The sequence below is a fragment of the Candidatus Krumholzibacteriia bacterium genome (assembly GCA_035268685.1).
Lineage (GTDB): Bacteria > Krumholzibacteriota > Krumholzibacteriia > JAJRXK01 > JAJRXK01 > JAJRXK01.
Genome location: DATFKK010000192.1, coordinates 1 through 18,397, shown reverse-complemented (window position 1 = coordinate 18,397; position 18,397 = coordinate 1). Strand labels below are relative to the sequence as shown.

16 protein-coding genes are annotated in these 18,397 nt (G+C 70.1%); 8 read left to right on the top strand and 8 right to left on the bottom strand.

Annotation, left to right across the window (positions count from 1 at the left end):
* The first annotated feature begins 20 nt into the window (after positions 1 to 20).
* Positions 21 to 146 carry an HNH endonuclease signature motif containing protein gene (locus tag VKA86_18670; GenBank protein ID HKK73230.1) on the top strand — a complete coding sequence of 42 codons (126 nt, stop codon included), beginning with the start codon at positions 21 to 23 and terminating at the stop codon, positions 144 to 146.
* 369 nt (positions 147 to 515) lie between these two features.
* Here VKA86_18670 and VKA86_18665 read toward each other — a convergent pair whose 3' ends face one another.
* The 3 genes from VKA86_18665 to VKA86_18655 form a co-directional block, all read right to left on the bottom strand.
* Positions 516 to 1,382 (bottom strand): mechanosensitive ion channel domain-containing protein, encoded by an 867-nt coding sequence (locus VKA86_18665; protein ID HKK73229.1) that lies wholly within the window; start codon positions 1,380 to 1,382, stop codon positions 516 to 518.
* A 186-nt stretch (positions 1,383 to 1,568) separates the two neighbouring features.
* Positions 1,569 to 3,446, bottom strand: a complete 1,878-nt coding sequence (locus tag VKA86_18660; protein ID HKK73228.1) for a bifunctional homocysteine S-methyltransferase/methylenetetrahydrofolate reductase — start codon at positions 3,444 to 3,446, stop codon at positions 1,569 to 1,571.
* A 111-nt stretch (positions 3,447 to 3,557) separates the two neighbouring features.
* Positions 3,558 to 4,823, bottom strand: coding sequence for a tetratricopeptide repeat protein (locus VKA86_18655; protein HKK73227.1), 1,266 nt, complete (start codon positions 4,821 to 4,823; stop codon positions 3,558 to 3,560).
* Positions 4,824 to 5,141: 318 nt separating this feature from the next.
* On the opposite strand from VKA86_18655, the gene VKA86_18650 reads away from it, so the two are divergent.
* Positions 5,142 to 5,588, top strand: a complete 447-nt coding sequence (locus VKA86_18650; GenBank protein HKK73226.1) for a GspH/FimT family pseudopilin — start codon at positions 5,142 to 5,144, stop codon at positions 5,586 to 5,588.
* Between the two features lie 33 nt (positions 5,589 to 5,621).
* Entirely contained in the window at positions 5,622 to 6,575 is a 954-nt protein-coding gene (locus tag VKA86_18645; protein HKK73225.1) for a hypothetical protein, read from the top strand.
* Positions 6,576 to 6,598: 23 nt separating this feature from the next.
* Here the strand turns inward: VKA86_18645 and VKA86_18640 are convergent, their stop codons facing one another.
* Positions 6,599 to 7,417: a sterol desaturase family protein gene (locus tag VKA86_18640; GenBank protein ID HKK73224.1), complete on the bottom strand. Its 819-nt coding sequence runs from the start codon at positions 7,415 to 7,417 to the stop codon at positions 6,599 to 6,601.
* Between the two features lie 16 nt (positions 7,418 to 7,433).
* Positions 7,434 to 8,543, bottom strand: coding sequence for an adenosine deaminase (gene add, locus VKA86_18635; protein ID HKK73223.1), 1,110 nt, complete (start codon positions 8,541 to 8,543; stop codon positions 7,434 to 7,436).
* A 166-nt stretch (positions 8,544 to 8,709) separates the two neighbouring features.
* Here add and ppk2 point away from each other — a divergent pair, with 166 nt between their 5' ends.
* Together ppk2 and VKA86_18625 are read left to right on the top strand one after the other, a co-directional pair.
* Positions 8,710 to 9,534 carry a polyphosphate kinase 2 gene (gene ppk2, locus VKA86_18630; protein HKK73222.1) on the top strand — a complete coding sequence of 275 codons (825 nt, stop codon included), beginning with the start codon at positions 8,710 to 8,712 and terminating at the stop codon, positions 9,532 to 9,534.
* Between the two features lie 10 nt (positions 9,535 to 9,544).
* Complete coding sequence (locus VKA86_18625; protein HKK73221.1) at positions 9,545 to 10,297, top strand: RNA methyltransferase; 753 nt, start codon at positions 9,545 to 9,547, stop codon at positions 10,295 to 10,297.
* Here the strand turns inward: VKA86_18625 and VKA86_18620 are convergent.
* The gene (locus VKA86_18620; GenBank protein ID HKK73220.1) at positions 10,288 to 11,745 is read right to left on the bottom strand and encodes an HD-GYP domain-containing protein; all 1,458 of its coding nucleotides are present in this window, start codon (positions 11,743 to 11,745) and stop codon (positions 10,288 to 10,290) included. The genes VKA86_18625 and VKA86_18620 overlap by 10 nt on opposite strands.
* Positions 11,746 to 12,068: 323 nt before the next feature.
* Here VKA86_18620 and VKA86_18615 point away from each other — a divergent pair, with 323 nt between their 5' ends.
* The 3 genes from VKA86_18615 to VKA86_18605 all read left to right on the top strand — a co-directional run bounded on the left by VKA86_18615 (position 12,069) and on the right by VKA86_18605 (position 17,271).
* Positions 12,069 to 13,607, top strand: coding sequence for a transglycosylase SLT domain-containing protein (locus VKA86_18615; GenBank protein ID HKK73219.1), 1,539 nt, complete (start codon positions 12,069 to 12,071; stop codon positions 13,605 to 13,607).
* A gap of 66 nt (positions 13,608 to 13,673) precedes the next feature.
* On the top strand, positions 13,674 to 16,475 hold the full coding sequence (locus VKA86_18610) for a TIGR03960 family B12-binding radical SAM protein (protein HKK73218.1): 2,802 nt from the start codon (positions 13,674 to 13,676) through the stop codon (positions 16,473 to 16,475).
* Between the two features lie 55 nt (positions 16,476 to 16,530).
* Positions 16,531 to 17,271, top strand: coding sequence for a hypothetical protein (locus VKA86_18605; GenBank protein HKK73217.1), 741 nt, complete (start codon positions 16,531 to 16,533; stop codon positions 17,269 to 17,271).
* A 7-nt stretch (positions 17,272 to 17,278) separates the two neighbouring features.
* Here the strand turns inward: VKA86_18605 and VKA86_18600 are convergent, their stop codons facing one another.
* Complete coding sequence (locus VKA86_18600; GenBank protein ID HKK73216.1) at positions 17,279 to 18,082, bottom strand: hypothetical protein; 804 nt, start codon at positions 18,080 to 18,082, stop codon at positions 17,279 to 17,281.
* 35 nt (positions 18,083 to 18,117) lie between these two features.
* On the bottom strand, positions 18,118 to 18,397 hold a 280-nt coding region (locus VKA86_18595; GenBank protein HKK73215.1), incomplete at its 5' end, for a CoA-binding protein.

Below are 18,397 nucleotides of genomic sequence, written 5' to 3'. Positions count from 1 at the left end.
GCTGCAACGCCACGCGCAACCTGGAGATCGACCACGTCGAACCCTTCGCGCTCGGTGGCTCGCACGAAGCCGAGAACCTCCGTGTCCTCTGCGCGGCGCACAACCGGCGGGCCGCCGAACGGGTCTTCGGGACGCGTCCGCAGTAGAAGTCGCACTGCGATCGGTGCTGATGTGGACAGCGACGAGTCAGCGACCCCGGAGAACCGGCGAGCGACCAGGGGCCATCCGCAACCCACGCGGGGGCCCGCCGGTGAGGCCTCGGTCCGTCCGGACGACGAAATCCGGGGCGCGTGACGACCGGCCCGAACGGCGGAGGCCGGACGCCACGAGGATCTGGACCGAACGACTGCAGGGACTGCGGGTCGGCAACCGGACCCGAGCCATTGGAGGCCGAAAACGGCCAGCACCCGCGGCGTACCGACGACACACCGACGATACACCGGCAACACATCGGCGGCGCACGCGCGGCGCACGCGCGGCGCACCCGCGGCGTACGCGCGGCGCATCGGCGACGTCTAGTTCGAACTCTCCTGGAACAGGTGCACGTCGCGCTGCGGGAAGGGAATCGAGATTCCTTCCTTGTCGAACTCCATCTTGATGCGCTCGGTGAGGTCGAAGTACACGCGCCAGTAGTCGGCGGTCTTGACCCAGGGACGCACGACGAAGTCCACGGACGAGTCGCCGAGGTTGCTCAGTTCGATCATCGGCGCGGGGTCGTCCAGGGTGAGTTCGTGCTCCTTGGCGATGCGCTCGAGCACGGCCTTGGCCTTGGGGATGTCGTCGCTGTAGCCGATGCCGGCGACGAGATCGACACGGCGGGTGTCGTTCGCACTGTAGTTGGTGATGGTGTCGCTGGTGACCTGGGCGTTGGGCACGATCACCTTCTTGTTGTCGGGAGTGTGGAGCGTGGTGGTGAAGATGCCGATGTCCTTCACCGATCCACTGGTCCCCCCGGCCTCGACGTAGTCGCCCACGTTGATGGGGCGGAAGATCAGGAGCATCACGCCGCTGGCGAAGTTCGACAACGATCCCTGCAGGGCGAAGCCGACGGCCAGGCCGGCAGCACCGAGCACGGCGACCAGGCCGGCGGTCCGCACCCCGAGTTGGTCGATCGCCGCGATCACGACGAAGGCCATCCCGATGGCCGCGACGATGTTACCGACGAAGCCGACGAGCGTGGGGTCGGCCTTGCCGCGCGCCATCGCCTTGCGGACGGCACCGGCGACCAGGCCGACGGCCATGCGACCGAGGACGAAGATCACGATCGCGACGATCAGGTCGATGCCGAAGTCGGCCAACTGGGGGATCAGACCTTCCACCCACGCCTGGATCGACGCGGGGTCCTCGAAATCGGGCATGGCGGTGGCGGTGGAATCGGGCATGTGGAGACCATCCGTGGACAGGGCGCACGTGCGCCACGCGATCTGCTACGAGGAGAGCCACACCGGCGCAGCCGACGGCGCTCCGAACCGACCGTCCAGATTCCGCGCTACGGAACGAAGCGTCAAACGGAATCTTCGACCGGGGCCGTTGCCGAGTTCGTCGGGGCGTGGCCGGAAGCCGGGCGATCAGGCCGTCGAGGGGACGACCTTCCAGTCCTCACCGAGGCACGACAGCAGGTCGATCGCCATCTGGTAGCGCCCGAAGGGCGGCATGATGTAGGCGCCCTGCACCCGGTCGCGCAGCGCCAGCAACGCGTCCTGGGCGATCCGCACGCCCTCGGCCCTCCCCCCGTCGCCGCCGCCCGCGGACTTCATGCGCGCCCGGACGTCGTCGGGGATGTTCATCCCCGGCACGTTGGCGTGCAGGAACTCGGCGTTGCGGTGGCTCGCCAGCGGCAGGAGCCCCATGAGGACCGGCACCTCGAGGTGGGCCACGTCGTCCAGGAAACGCTCCATGACGCGGGGGTCGTAGACCGGTTGGGTCATCACGAGGTCCGCCCCGTTGGCCACCTTGCGCTCGAGGCGGCGCAGTTCGCGGTCGTAGTCCAGCGCGCCGGGCTCGGCCCCGGTGGCCACGTGGAAACGCGTGGGCGCGTCGATGGCGCGGCCGGTGGGATCGACCCCGTGGTTGTAGCCGTCGATCCACTTCAGCAGGTCGATCGAATCGAGGTCGTAGACCGCGGTCGCGTCGGGATAGTCGCCCATCTTGGGAGGGTCGCCGGTGATCACCACCAGATTTCGGATACCGAGCACGTGCGCACCCAGGAGGTCGGCCTGCAGGGCGAGCAGATTGCGATCGCGCGTGCACATGTGCAGCAGGACCTCCATCCCGGTCTCCTGCTGCACCCGCACCGCCGACGACAGATTGCTCATGCGCACCGAGGCACGCGGACCGTCGGCGGTGTTGATCACGTCGACTCCGGCGGCCTTCAGCGCCCGCGCCGCCTCGATGCACGGGCCGGGGTCGAGCCCGAGGGGCGGATTCACCTCCACACTCACCACGAACTTACCCGCGGCCATCCGGCGGGCGAACTCGCTGCGCTCGCCGGGGCCCGGACGATGACCGCGATCGACATCGGGCTCGACGACCTCGGCGTGAACCTCCGCGGGAACGCGGCGGGCCGCGTGGGCGCCGCCCATCATGCGCACCGCCCCGCGCATGCTGTGGATGTGCGCGGGGGTCGTCCCACAGCAGCCACCCACCGAGCGGATCCCGCTCTTCAGCATGCGCTTTCCGTAGACACCGAAGTACTCGGGGTTGCCCACGTACACGCTGCGTCCGTCGATGCTCGACGGCGAACCGGCGTTCGGCTGGGCGATCACCAGTCGCCCCTCGCCGAGCATGCGCCGGGCGACGTGGAAGACGAGCTCGGGACCCTCGCCGCAATTCGCGCCGATCACGTCGGCTCCCCATTCCAGGAGCGCGTCGGCCACGGCCTCGGGTTCGCTGCCGTCGAGCAGCATCTCGTTGGGTTCGAAGCGCATGGTGGCGATCACCGGCACGTCGGGGTGTGCCTCCCTGGCCACGCCCAGGGCGAGTTGCATCTCCGCCAGGTGGGTGAAGGTCTCGAGGAGCAGGAGGTCGCCCCCCCCGGCGATCAGCGCGTCCATGACCATGCGGAAACCCTCGCGCACCTCGGATGCCCCGGGACCGAGGATCCTCGCCCCCTCGGCACCGGACGGACCGACCGAACCCGCCACCCAGACGGATTCGCCGGCCGCGTCGCGGGCGATCTCGGCGGCTCGGAGCGCGATCTCCCCGGCCCGATCGGCCAACCCCGCGCGGGTCAGCCGCACCGGATGCGCGCCATAGCTGTTGGTCGTGATGATCTGCGCGCCGGACTTCACGTACTCGGCGTGGACGCTCCGTACGAGATGGGCCCGCGAGAGGTTGAGCTCTTCGAAGTTGTTCGTGAGGTAGACCCCTCGCCGATAGAACTCCGTACCGATCGCCCCGTCGAACAGGACGGGTCCTTCACGGAGGATCTCCAGGAATCGATGCATGGGCGTCCACTGGGGTCGGGGAATCCGCGGTGAGTCCGATCGAGTTTGCAGGCAAGCTCCGTGCTTGTCCATCGGCCCGGGCCGGATCGGGCCGGGTCGACGCGGGCGCACTCACTCGCGTCGCAGGGCCTCGGCGCGGGCGAGCACGGAGTCGCTTGCCGCCGCATTGCCCGTGCGGTCGTGCAGGCGTGCCAGATTGACGAGCACCGAAGGGTCGTCCGGCCGCAGGCGCGCGGCGGTCTCGAGGGCCTTCCGCGCCTGCTCCCACTCCTGCATGCGCGCGAGCACGACCCCGCGGTCGTGGTACAGCTCGCCGTCGCCGGGAGCGATCGCCAGGGCCCGGTCGAAGGTCTCCAGGGCAGCGACGAGGTCTCCGGCCATGCTCAGCCGCAGGCCCTCGGCACGCAGACGCTCTCGCTGAACGGCGCGGTCGCGTTCCTGCACGATAGCGCGCAGGCTGTCGGCCGCGGCCACCCGCCCCAGACGATCGAACGCTTCGGCGAGCACCGACCGGCTGCCGGCGTAGGGTCGCGGACGCGCGGCCAGCGGACGAAGGATCGACGCCGCAGGACCGGGCTCCCCGGCGGCGAGCAGCGATCGTCCGAGCAGCAACGCCACGGCCGAATCGTTCGGGACCTCCCGAGCGGCCCGCGTGAGCAGCGTGACCGCCGAGTCCGGGCGATCGTACACGTCGAGCTGGATCTCGCCCTCGGTGGCCCAGCGAGCGACCGAGGGGGGCATGGCGCGCAGCTCCTCCAGGGCCGCATCGGGCCGGTCGAGTTCGACGAGGGCCCGCGCCACGAGAATCCGCAGCGGCCCGCGCTCGGGGGCCAGCGACAATGCTTCCCGGCCGCGGTCGAGCGCGGCGCCGGGATCGCCCCGACGCAGGTGGAGGGTCGCCAGTTCGTGCAGCACCTGCACCTGACTCTCGGGATCGTCGGGGTCGATCGAACGGTAGGTGGCGACCGCCTGGTCGACCTCTCCGGCGAGGACCTGCATGTTGGCGGTCAGGATCTGCTGCCGCACCGAACGTTCCTCGAGCGGCCCGATCCGTCGCAGCAGCGAGTCCGCCGCGTCCAGCGCACCGCGCCGGATCAGACGCTCCACGATGTCGTCGGTCCACGCCGGAACCCGCCCGGCTCCGACGCGCTGCGAGGGGTCCTCTCCCAGCCGGCGTAGCTGTTCCAGGGCCGAAGCGACCTGCCCCTCCTCGAGCAGCGCGCGGGCCATCTGCAGTCGCGACTCGACGACGTCCGTCTCGGCCTCGGCCCGGGTTCCGGGGTCGGGCTCCGGCTGGCGGGGGTCGTCGCGCTCGCGACCGCAGCCGAGCACGAGCACGATCGACAGGAGCACGTAGAGGAGGCGGTGACTGGACATGCTTCTCGGTGGGCGGGAGGGTGCCGCGCCAAGATCGTTCCGGGGCGGGGATCGTCGCAAGCGGCAACGGGCGGCATGGCAACCCGCGGTCCCGTGGTCGGCGCCGAACCTCCTCGGGCGGCAGTGGAGCGACAACGTGCGACGCGACGCGCGCCACGGCTTCCCGTCGGCGGTCGACGGCGCCACGTGATTCCGCGGACGTCCGTGAACCGGCACGGGCTTTCCCTCCGCCCTCCTCTGGCACACGCCGTGCAGCACCCCCGGTGAGCGGACCGCCCGCGCGGCCCCCACCAGGCGCACCACACCGGGGAGCACACCATGAAGAGGCATCTCGCGGACCGGACGGGATTCACCCTGGTCGAGATGATGGTCGCCGTCGGCATCCTCGGGATCGCCCTCGCGATCGCCGTCCCGAGTTTCCGCGGAACCATGGATCGTGCCCGCGTCGATCAGGTCGAGAGCCACCTGCAGTCCGATCTGCGTCTGGCCATGTCTCGAGCGAAGGCCACCGGACGCGCCGTTCGCATCAGCTTCGAGGAGTCCGGCTACCGCGTGGTCGACGCCGCCGATTCGACGCGTGTGATCCGCCGACGCGACTACGGGGGCTCCGTTCGCGTGACGGCTTCGGGCAACCCGCTGGTCTTCCCGTGGGGACTGGTCCAGCCCGCGGATCTCAACGTCTCGCATCGGGCGGGAAGCCACTCCATCATGATCCTGCCGACCGGTCGGATCGAGGATCCGGACGAGACCGGCCACGGCGACTAGCTCGCGCGCCCGATTCCCCGAGAGGATGTGGTGATGACGGAACGGCACACTCCCAAAGCCTCCGGCCGGGTCCGGTGGATCCTCGTCGGCCTCGCCGCCCTCGGCCTGGCCGCACTCGCGGGGTTCCTCCTCGCCGAGCCCGGCATCCGCACCGGGGCCGGTACGAACACCGGGTCGTCGGCCGCACTCGAGATCGTGCCCCGTCCCGCCCGGACCCACCACGCGCTCCGGGCCACCGGTCGCGTGGTCCAGAACCTGCCGAAGGACGCTCGCGACGCCGGCGTTCCCCGCCTCGTGTGGAGCGTCAACGGAGAGGACGTCGGAACCGGGGCTGCTCTGCCCGCCGGCTCGTTCCGCCGCGGCGACGAGGTCCGGGTGCGGGTCGAGATCCCGAACCCGGAGAAGACGCTGGTCACGGCCGACGCCAGGATCGTGATCGCGAACTCTCCGCCCCACGTCCGCGCCGTCCGCCTCGAGCGCGACCGGTCCCGCCCACAACGACTGACCGTGCGCTACGACGCCGGCGACCCCGACGACGATCCGCTCGACCACCGGGTCGTTTGGTTGCTCGACGGCGAGCCGTGGCCCGGCGCCCGGGGCGCGCAGGTGGACGTCTCGGGACTCGCGCGCGGGAGCACGGTGACGGCCCGCGTGCGGGTGGACGACGGAGAGACGCGCGTGGAGAGCGCCGCGGTCTCCTTCGCGCTCGACAACCGGCCCCCTACGCTCGAAGTCGGCCGGCAACCCCGGGTGGAGCGCGCCGACGACGGCAGCCAGCGCGCGGTCCTGACGGCCCGCTCCGTCGACCCCGACGGCGATGTCGTCCGCATCGACGCGATCGGAGCGCCGCCGGGCGTGACCTGGAACGGTGGTCTGGGCGCCCTGGTGTGGTCGGTGGACGATGGCACCGAGCACTTCGACGTGACGCTGCGGGCCGAGGACGACCACGGCGCGCGCGCCGAGCGAACGCTCACCCTGGCGCGCTAGGAAGGCGCCGGTCCAGCGAGGACTCAGTCCGCCGTCGCCGGCGCGCGCTTGCGCACCCGGAGAGGGTGCACCAACTGGCCCGGCAGATGGCGGGGAAGGGCCTCCATGTCCTCGTAGCCCAGCCGCCGCGGCTGGCGATCGGCGTCGGGCAACCACGCGGTGCCGAACATCCAGTCCCACACACTGAAGTTGATGGCGAAGTTCACACCGGGCGGGACGGGGATCTCGTCGCGGTCGTGGTGCCAGACGTGCATGCGTGGGTTGTTGAAGACGTACTTCAACGGGCCGATGTCCACGTCCAGGTTGCTGTGGTTGAAGAAGCCCATGACCGTTCCGAACACGGCGAAGGCCAGCAGCACGCTCCCGTCGAACCCGAGCAGGATCAACGGCACGTACTGCGCGGCCTTGTAGACGATCACCTCGCCCCAGTGGAAACGGAAGTTCCCGATCCAGTCGAGTTCTTCGATGCTGTGGTGGATCTTGTGGAACTCCCACAACCAGGGCACGCGGTGCAGCGCGTTGTGCACCGACCACTGCACGAAGTCCAGGCCGACGAAGGCCACCAGCACCTGCACCCAGATCGGCCAACCGCTCGCCACACCGGCGTAGAGCATGTTCTGGAGGCCGGCCCAGCCGGCCGCTTCGGCGAACCAGGCCGCCGTGTGGGCCGTCGCCTGCGCGAGCATCAGACCCAGGAAGTGCCCGTTGAAGGCCAGGTAGAACAGATCGTTCGCCAGCCCCCGGCGCAGCACCCGCTGCTCACGCCGCCATGGCCGCAGCCGTTCGAGGACGACGAAGAGCGCGGCCAGCGCGATCAGATAGTGGTGGTAGTAGAGCTCCACGCCGGACTCTCCGCGCTCAGGCCTTCGAGGACTTCTTGCGCGGACGCTTGCTGCGCGCGCCCTTCGCACTGCCGTTCGCCGACGCCCGCGGCTTCCGCGGACCCGCTGCGTGGTCGCCCTTGTGGGTCTCCTTCCAGTGCTCCGTGCGGCCGATGAACGTGTGCTGCTCGGCCTGACGGTGGATCTCGCGCACGGCGTCGACGCCGATCTCCTTCGCCACGAGCGCGCTCTCGCCCGAGTGCGTGGTGCGGCTCACCGTGGTGTTGTCGGTGCAGATCGCCACGGGGATCCCGTGCTCGAGGAAGGTGTGGATGGGGTGCGGGTCGCCCACCTTCACCGCACCCGTCTGGTAGTTCGACGTGGGCGCGCACTCCACCAGGATCTGGTCGCGGGCCATGCGCTTCAGCAGCTCGCGATCCTGGATCGCGCTGCAGCCGTGGCCCACCCGCGTGCAGCCGAGCTCGTCGATGGCCTCCCACACGTACTGCGGCGAGGCGTCCTCGCCCGCGTGGGCCGTCAGGCCCAGGCCTCCGCGACGGGCGATCTCGTAGGCCGCCCCGAACAGCCGCGGCGGGTTGCCGCGCTCCATGCCCGCGATGTCGAAGCCGATCACGCCGCTGCGGTCGTGCAGCCACTCGGCCTCGGACACCGCTGCCTTGGCCAGGATCTTCGCCACGTGCGGGCCGTGCTGGCGCATGGCGATCACGGTGAGCCCGCACCGGATCCCGTGCTTCTCGCGGGCGCGATTCAGTCCGGCCAACACGCTGCGGATCGCCTGCCGCGTCGTGAGCCCGGCGTACATGTGGATCACCGGCGCGTAGCGCAGCTCGAACAGCTGCACCCCGTCCTTGGCGGCCGCGCCCGCCACCGCGGCCGTGACCTCGACGAGGTTCTCGTAGAACTGCGTCACCCACATCGGGTAGTGGAACTTGTCCAGGTAGCGCAGCAGCGAGCCCTCTTCCTCGGGCTGCAGGATCAGCTGCTTCTTCATCTCGGCCAGCGAATCGACGGGATTCAGGCCGTAGCTCTTCATGATCCGCCAGGTCACGGCGGGCGGGATGGAGCCGTCGAGGTGCTGGTGCAGCTCGACCTTGGGCATCGACTTCACGTCGGCGGGAATCTTCATGGTGGCCTCCGATGGCCAGGGGACTCTCTCGTTCTTCGTGTTTCTGGATTCCGTCCAATGTACGAGCACCCGCCGCCTTGAGCGAGCCCCCGGCCGGGTGTAGGGTTCGGCCGCCGTCCACCCGCACCTCGGAGGGGGTCCCGCCGTGGCCGAGAGCGGAAATCCGGTGAAGAGCCGCACCGTCGAGCCCGAACGGAGCGATCGTGGCCACCGGAAGCTGAAGCGCAAGCTCTACGAGAAGGAACTCCGCCGCCTGCAGATCGAGCTGGTCAAGCTCCAGGAGTGGATCAAGCAGACCGGCGAGCGGGTGGTGGTGATCTTCGAGGGGCGCGACGCCGCCGGGAAGGGCGGCACGATCAAGCGGATCCTCGAGCCCTGCAATCCGCGCATCGTGCGCGTGGTCGCCCTGGGCGTGCCGACCGAGCGCGAGAAGACCCAGTGGTACTTCCAGCGCTACGTCGCCCACCTGCCGGCGGCCGGCGAACTCGTGCTGTTCGACCGCAGCTGGTACAACCGCGCCGGCGTCGAGCGCGTCATGGGTTTCTGCAGCGATGCCCAGTACGAGGAGTTCCTGCGCTCGTGTCCCTACTTCGAGCGCATGCTCGTGCGCAGCGGGATCAAGCTGATCAAGTACTGGTTCAGCGTGAGCGACGAAGAACAGGAACGACGCTTCCAGGCCCGCATCGACGATCCGACCAAGCGCTGGAAGCTCAGTCCCATGGACCTGGAGTCGCGTCGTCGATGGGTGGAGTACAGCAAGGCCAAGGACACCATGTTCGCCCACACCGACATCAAGCAGGCGCCGTGGTACGTGGTCGAGGCCGACGACAAGCGTCGCGCGCGGCTGAACTGCATGGGCCACCTGCTGTCCCTGATTCCCTACGAGGACCTCACGCCGGGGCGGATCGAGCTGCCGCCGCGCGAGGACGCGGGCGGATACGTCCGGGCTCCCTACACCGAGCAGACCTTCGTTCCCGACCTCTACGACTGAGGGCCGACGCATGAACCACGCGCGCGGCCGCGAACACCTCCACGGGATCGCGCCGGTCGAGGCCGCGCTGCGGGCCGAACGCCGGAGCCTGCACACCCTGTGGTGCCGTGACGCGCGGCCCGGCTCCCGGGTCGAGGAGGTGACCGCGCTCGCGCGCGAACGTGGCGTGGCGGTCCGCACGACGTCGGACGACGACCTCGAGCGCCGTGCGGGCAGCCGCACGCACCAGGGCGTGGTGCTCGCCTGCGGCGCGCTGCCCCTGTCGGCGCTGCGCGAGATCCTCGAGAGCCCTCCCGGGGCCGGTGACGTGGTGCTGGCGCTCGATCAGGTCGAGGACCCGCAGAACGTGGGAGGGCTGATCCGCACCGCGGCCTTCCTGGGTGCGCGTGCGGTGCTCCTGCACCGCGCGCGGCGTGCTCCGTTGACCGCGACGGTGTCGAAGGCATCGGCGGGGACCCTCGAGTGGTTCCCGCTGGTGGAATCGGGGAATCTGGCCGACTCGCTGCTGCGGCTCGCCCGCGAGGGCTGGCGGGTCCTCGGGAGCGCACTCGACGAAGGCGCCGTCGACCACCGCGCGATCGAACCCGGGCCAGCGACGGTTCTCGTGGTGGGCAACGAGGGCCGGGGAATCCGGCCTCTCACCGCGAAGCGCTGCGACGCGCTCGTGACGATCGAAGGCCGCGGCAACGCCGAATCGCTGAACGTGACGGTGGCCGCCGGCATCCTGCTCGCCCGTCTCTGCGGCGGAAGCGCTCAGACGTAGCGCCCGATCGGCAGGTCGCCGACCGCCGGCTCGACGCTCTCGACGATGTGGTCGACGAAGCCGCCGGCCGGGGTCACGCGGCGCCGCAGGTCGACGAACGTGAGCATGCCCGGAGTCGACGCGTCGGCATTGCGCAGCACGCGCACCAGCGGTCGGGCGGGCGCACTGGCGTGCACGTCGACCACCAGCGCGAGCCGGCCGCTCGCGAGCCGCACGACCGATCCGATCGGATGCCGGCCCATCATCTCGCAGAACGCCTCGACGAGATCGGGGTCGAACATCGTGCCCGCCTGTTCGAGCAACATCGCCAGGGCCTCGCGCGGGGTCGTCCGGGTGCGATAGGGGCGGATCGTGGTGAAGGCGTCGTAGGCATCGGCGATCTTCACGATGCGGCTGCCCGGATGCACACCACCCTCTCCGTAGGGCAGCGGCGGATAACCCCACCCGTCGGGCCGCACGTGGTGTTCCAGTGCGATCCGCGGACCGATCTCGTGTCCCACTCCCGCCTCGCGGAGGATCTCGTCGCCCTCCCGCGGGTGCGCCTTCATCGTGACCCACTCCGCCGGCGTCAGACGCGACGGCTTGTTCAAGACCTCGAGCGGCGTGTACAGCTTGCCCACGTCGTGGATCAAGGCGGCGCTGCCCAGTTCGCGCAGATCACGCCCGCGCCACCCCACGTGGTGGGCCAGACGGATCGACAGCAGACCCACGTTGATCGAGTGGTCGTAGGTGTACGCGTCGTGACGGCGGAGGCTCGACAGGATCAACCCGACGACCGCGTCGTGGCCGAGGTCGTCGACCAGTTCGATCAGGCCGGGACCGTCCGGTTCGGCGTCCGTGCATCCGGTCGTGACGGAGACCTCGTCGATCGCCTGCACGAGGTCGGAGACCAACGACCGCACTTCCCCGTCGCCGTCCTCGGCCTCGCTCACCACGCGACCCAATCGGCTCGGACGGATCACCTCGGGCACGCCGCGCCGGCGTGGCCGACCTCCGGCGGGCGCTCCGAACGGCCTCACGAACTCCAGCCGGCCGAGCTCGTCGTCGCTCGCGCTCTTTCCGGAGGACTGCAGCTGCTGGAGCAGGACCAGCAGCTCCAGGGTGCTCACGCCGGCCGTGAACTCGATCGCGCGCCAACCCTTGCGATGCACCATCGCGACGAGTCGACGTGCCGGGCGCGGCAGGTCGTCGAAGCACGCCTTCCGCAGGCGGATCTCGTCGGCGTCGAACTCCAGGCGGAGCGGGCCGCGCCGCAACTCGCGATCGAGATCGGAGCGCAGGCCCTCGAGCTGCGCGTTCACGGTGGTCGCCAACCAGGAGCCGCGGCGGGCGTCCCGCAGGACACTGCACATGCGCACGACGAGACGTGCGATCACCGCACGATCGCGCTCGACGCGCTCCGCCCCGCCGCCTGCCGAGCGCCCGCTGGCTTCCCGCGTGATCGGCAACGACGCCCTCCCGCGACGACGTGGGTCCGCTGGTCCGACACACGGAGCTGCAACAACCGTTCCACCCTCCGGAACGCCCGAAGAGCCGCCGGACCGGGCCGAGCACCGGTGGCCACGCATCAGCGACAGGAATGCGATGCCGCGGAGGGGCCGAGCGAATCCCGGCGCAGGATGTTCGCACGGCGGCAGTTGAGGGTTCTCGTGTTCGCACCCCGGCCCCCGTGGGGGCGCACCCGGTGGGCGATCTCTTCCCCTCTGCTGCTACCTTGCTGCGCTATCATGGAGGGTCCATACACCGGCACGATGCCCGACGGAAGGCGCCCATGACGACGCAGGCTGCCGACACCCGAATCCCGACCTTCCGCCGCGGCGCGATCGCGGCGGCCGGCGTGGCCCTGTGGGCGTCGGTGTCGTTGACGGCCTGCTCCTCGACCGAGACCCCGCAGCAAGAGCCGCGGGACACGACGCAGCGACACGTGGTCCGTGTCCCGCTTCCCACCGTCGATCGCGACCTCGACACGTTGCGCGAACGCGGAACGTTGCGCGTGCTGCTGCGCAACAGCTCGTCGAGCTACTACATCCTGCGCGGCGAGGAGCATGGCTTCGAGTTCGAACTCGCACGCGAGGTCGCGCGCACGCTCGGTCTTCGTCTGCAGGTGGTCTTGCCCGACAGCGTGAACGGACCGATCGACGCATTGAACCTGGGCCACGTCGATCTCGTGGCCATGCCCTTGCGTCCCGACGCCGTGCCCGACGCGGAGGTCGCGTTCTCCCGGCCCTACGACACCGGCCAGCAGACGATCGTCACGACGGCGGAGCGTGCATCGTCCCTCCGCGGTCCGCGCGACCTCGTCGGCGCCATGGTCGCCACGCGTCGTTTCTCCGGTGGCGAGGCCACGCTCTTCTCGCTGCGCCGCCAGGGTGTGCCGGTGGGCATCGTGATGCATCCACCGCGCACCGCGGTCGAGGAACTCCTCGACCTCGTGGCCGACGGAACCTATCCCGCCGCCGTGGCCGACGACCGCTCGCTCGCGGCCGTCCTCCGCTTCCGACAGAACCTGGTGTCGGCGTTCGAGCTGGGCGAACGCGAGTCCCTGCACTGGATGGTGCGCGCGAACGCGCCGAAGCTGCGCGAGGCGGTCGACGCTGTCTTGTTGCGGCACTACCGCCCGCGCGAGGACGACACACACGCGGGTTCGGAGTTCTACAACGTGGTCCGCGATCGCTACTTCTCCGACGATACGCAGATCCATCGCCATGCCACCGACCCCTTCCGGCTCAGCCGGACGGGCCGGGTCTCGCCCTACGACGACCTGTTCCGGGCCACGGCCGACAGCTTCGACGTCGACTGGCGCCTGCTCGCCGCCCTGGCCTTCCAGGAGAGCCGCTTCGATCCCGACGCCGAGTCCTGGGCGGGAGCGATCGGCGTCATGCAGGTGAAGCCGGCCACGGCGCGGCTCGACGAGACCACACTCCGCGACGCGTCGCAGAACATCGCAGCCGGAACTCGGCATCTGCGTTGGCTGTTGGACCGGTACCACTACGTGCCCGAGTCCGACCGCCTGCAGTTCGCGCTCGCGGCCTACAACTGCGGACACGGCCACCTCGACGATGCGCGCATGCTCGCGGTCCGGCGAGGGCTGAACCCGAACGCCTGGGAGGGTTCGGTGCGCGAGAGCCTGCTGCTGCTGCGCAAGCCGCAGTACCATCGGGAGGCACGCTACGGCTACGTGCGAGGCCACGAGACCGTCGCCTACGTGCGCGAGGTGATGCGACGACACGATCTGTTGCGCCGCCTCGCCGTGGAAGCTCCCGAGCCGGCGCCCATGGCGGCCAACTGGGGTGCCGGTTCCACCCGCTGAGCATCGACGCGGCCCTCACGTCCCGAGTATACTCCGACGCCCTCGGACCCCCCTCGCGGAGCACCCATGACGACGGAGCTGTCCACGCATCCGTACGCCAGCTTCCTGCACGAAGTGGAGAAGCCGGCGCGCTACATCGGCGGCGAGTACAACCAGATCGTCAAGGACCCCACGAGCGTCCGCGCCTCGCTGTGCCTGGCCTTCCCCGATCTCTACGACATCGGGATGAGCCACCTGGGCACCAAGATCCTGTACTCGCTGCTGAACGAGCACGACGACCTGTCCTGCGAGCGCGCCTTCGCGCCCTGGCCCGACATGGAGAAGGCCCTGCGCGAGCGCGGGCTGCCCGTGCTGTCGCTCGAGAACCGGCGCCCGCTGAGCGAGTTCGACGCCGTGGGCTTCTCGCTGCAGTACGAGCTCACGTTCACCAACCTGCTGAACCTGCTCGACCTGTCGTGCATCCCGATCCGCAGCGCCGATCGCACGGAGAGCGACCCGATCGTCCTCGCCGGCGGCCCCGTGGCCACCCAACCCGAACCCGTGGCGCCCTTCGTCGACGTCTTCCTGATCGGCGACGCCGAGGAGAAGCTTCCCGAGCTGATGCTCGAACTCGCCGACTGCCGCGACGCCGTCGTGCCGCGCCACGACACGCTGGTGCGCCTGGCGAAGCTCGGCGGCCTGTACGTGCCCGCGCTCTACGACACCACCGTCGACCTGCACAGCGGTTTCGAGGTCGTCACCGGCCCGAAGGTCGAGGGGATCCCCGAGCGTCCACGGCGCGTGATCCTCGACGACATCAACCGCTTCCCCTTCCCCTGGGACTCACCCGTGGCCGCGGCCGAGGCGATCTTCGACCGCCTGAGCGTGGAGATCGCGCGCGGCTGCACCGAGGGTTGTCGTTTCTGCCAGGCGGGGATGATCTACCGTCCGGTGCGCGAGCGCGATCCCGAACAGATCGTCGACACCGTGCTCGAGGCCATCGACGCCGGCGGCTACGACGAGGCCGGACTCACCACGCTGAGCACCGCCGACTACTCGTGCATCAGCCCGCTCATGAGCACGCTCATGAAGAAGCTCAAGGAGCGGAAGGTGTCGTTGAGCGTGGCGTCGTTGCGCGCCTACGGTCTCGAGGAGACCACCCTCGACGAGATGGCCGGCTACCGCGCCCAGGGCCTCACCTTCGCCCCCGAGGCCGGCACGCAGCGCATGCGCGACGTGGTCAACAAGAACGTCACCGAAGAAGACCTCACGCGCACCGCCTACCGTGTGTTCGAGCGCGGGTGGAAGCGCATGAAGCTCTACTTCATGATCGGTCTTCCCACCGAGGAGGACCAGGACGTCGTCGGCATCATGGAGACCGGCCGCCGCATGAAGGAGATCGGGCGTGAGATCCACGGCTCGAAGGCCGGCGTCACCGTCAGCGTGAGCAGTCACGTGCCCAAGCCGCACACGCCCTTCCAGTGGGTGGCCATGGACCCCATGGACGAGATCGAGCGCAAGCAGGACCTGCTGCAGGACCTCGCGCGTCGTGATCGACTGGAATTCCGTCGGCACGACCCCCGCACGAGCTTCCTGGAGGGCGTGCTCGGCCGTGGCGACCGCCGTGTGGCCGACGTGGTCGAGGCCGCGTGGCGCAAGGGCTGCCGCTTCGACGGCTGGGACGAGCACCTCGACTGGGACGCCTGGATCGAGGCGATCGACGCGTCCGGCATCGACCCGCAGCTCTACCTGGGCACCATCGCCCTCGACGCGCGCATGCCCTGGGACCACCTCGACATGCAGCTCGACGACCGCTTCCTGAAGACCGACTACAAGCGGTCGATGAAGAACAGACTCAGTCCGCCGTGCGGCAAGCCCGCCGGCGCGCAGGTGTTCCACACCAACGTCGAGGACCACGACGCCGACGTCCGGAAGCTCGTCTGCTACCACTGCGGCGTGGCCTGCGACCTCGACGGCATGCGGACCGAGCGGCGGGAGTACCTGACGAAGCTGAGGTCCTTCGGCCGCGGCGACCGCGAGAAGGCCGCCGTCGAGGCGCACCAGGCGCGCACCGCCAAGCAGGACCGCATTGCCGCCGGCAAGGCGGCCCACGATCTCGGCCAGGGCGAGGGCGTGCGCGTGCGCCTGCAGATGTCGAAGACCGGCGCCGACGCCATGACCAGTCACCTCGACCTGGTCCGCAAGATCCCCCGCGTCTTCCGCCGCGCCGGCATCCGGATCTTCTACACCGAGGGCTACCACCCCAAGCCGGCGCTGACCTTCAGCCCGGCGCTGGCACTCGGCGTGCAGAGCGTGGGCGAGCTTCTCGAGGTCAAGCTGATCGACCGGCCCGACCCGGCCGACCTGCTGCGCCGCCTGAACGCCGTTGCCGAGCCCGGGATCGAGTTCACCGCCGCCCGCGTCGTCGAGGACGGCGAGAAGCGCATGGCGACGCTGCTGCAGCGCGCCGACTACCTGGTGCGACTGAGAACCCTCGAGGACGACGTCGGGGCGGTACGAGCCGCCCTGGATCGTTTCCGGACCGCTGCCGCCGTCCCTGTGACCATCCACAGGAAGAAGGGTGAGAAGACCCTGGACCTGAAGCAGATCGTCGAGCGGCTCGAGCCGGCCACCGACTCCGATCTCGCAGGCCTTCCGCCGGGGCTGGCCTCGGGTCTCGGGCCGCGCCCCTTCGCACTCGCACTCCGCCTCGACGGCGCCGGACAGGTGAAGCCCGAAGAGGCACTGCGGGCCGTGTTCGGAGAGTCCTTCCGGCTCCCGCCGGTCGACCTGGTCCGCACCGGTTTCTGGTGTCTCGAGGGGGGCGATCTCCGGCCTCCGCTCGACGCGAGCGAGCGAGCGGAAACCACGGGCGCGAGCGGATCCTGATTCCCGCGTTCTTGTCTCTTGTTCGTTGCCAGCATTCGGTTACTGTCCCGAACCCATGGCCGACCCGATCTCCAACCCTTGCTGGCACGTCGCCATCGCTGCCGAACTCCGCGATCCGGAGGGCCGCACGCTCCAGAACCACAAGGAGCGGCTGCCGGGTCTCGACGAGGTCGCGCAGAACGTCGAGGCGGCCCTGAGCGCCGAGCACCTCGCGGCCCCCGTGCAGGTGGAGCGCGCGGGGAGCGTGCAGGGCCTCTTCCGTCGATCCACCGGCGTGACGCTCGCGCTCTCCGAACTGGGGGACGCCCTCCACCCCTACCGTTGGGTGGTCGGGGTCGGCTTCGGCCTGGTCGAGGCTCGCTTCCGCGGCACGACCGTGGTGCTCGACGGCTCGGCGCTCGACCGTGCCCGCGCCGCCCTCTGGACGGCCCGCCGGGATCGACGCGGGGCCGTCGCCGTCGGATTCGGCAGCCCCGACGACGAAACCATCGCCAGCCTGGTCGAGCTCATGGACCAGACCCGGTCGCGGTGGACCGAACGCCAGGCCGAGACCGTCCGCGCAGCGCGCCGGTACAAGGGGAAGGAAGTGGCCGCACGCTTCGGCGTGAGCCCCTCGGTCGTCAGCGAGAGCCTCAAGGCCGCGTCGTTCCGGCCGCTCACCCGGGCCGAGAACGCCCTCACGTGCCTGCTCGATCGCTACGGCACCGACGGTCCCTGGCGCGGGGAGAGCGTGGTCTACCCCGACATCCTCAGCCCGCTGTCGCGCGAGAGCCGGCTGCTGGTGTCCAAGCGTTGAGCGAAGCTCAGAAGTCGACCGGGGCCAGGGCTCCGGGACGGACGATCTCGAAGTCGACCGGGTCCGCGAACTGCGCCGGCCGGACCAGCAAGGGGACGTCGGGCTGCAGCGGATCGCGCGCGTAGCCCCACCAGTCCTCGCGCGGCTCGTAGCGGCCGTCGTCGTCGGTGTCCTCGATCGCGACGACCAGATGGCGGTACTGCGGGTCGAGGTTGCCCACTCCGTAGGGATTCCGGCGCACACCCCGCGCCTGTCCGATCCGCACGGCCGCGACGATCGGCAGTCCGAGCATCGTCGGTGTGTCCGGCGCGAAACTCGTGTCCGGGACCCCCGCCGCCATCACGAACAGCATGGACCCCTCGGCCGTGGTCCGGGGCGGACTGATGGAGATCGTGCCGGTGACGACGCCGACATGCGTGAGGACGTCGTCGCCCGGGAAGAACCGCAGGACGACCGGCCGCACGAAGTCCGGCCCGTCGATCAACCACGTGTGCGCGGCGAGATCGTCGTCCAGCACTGCGTCTTCCCACACGACCTCCACGGCCCCGGCCGTTCCCACCTCGACACCGCCGACCGCGGACGGGCCCGGCATCAGGAGGTTGGTCGTCACCTCGGCCGCCGAGATGTCGCGGTTGAATCGGGCCACCAAGTCCAGCCCGTCGGGATCGTGCAGGCCCGTGACGGAGTCCGCCGGCGTGCTCGAACGGAAGATCAGCGGCTTGCTCTCGACGGGCTGGTCGGGCTCGGTGAACTGACACCCCGCCAGCAGGGCGAGCAGGGCGATCGTCGGAACACTCGGTCGACGCGACACGATTCCTCCCCGTCGAAGCGGGCGGGCGCCGGGAATCAGCCCTCGCGGTAGCCCACGGCCACGAGCAGGCAGCTACCGTCGGCAATCACGCGCAGGCCTCGCTCCTCGGCCTTGCGCACCGCCTCGGGGCTCTCCGCGCCCGGCTGCATCCACACGAACTCCACGCCGGCGTCGGCGGCCGATTCCACGACCTTCTCGGTCACCGCAGGGGGCGTGATCACCGAGATCCCGCGCGGGGTCTCCGGCAGCGAGCCGAGGTCGGCGTAGGCCTCGTGGCCCTCGACCTCGTCGGCCTTCGGGTTGATGGGATAGGCC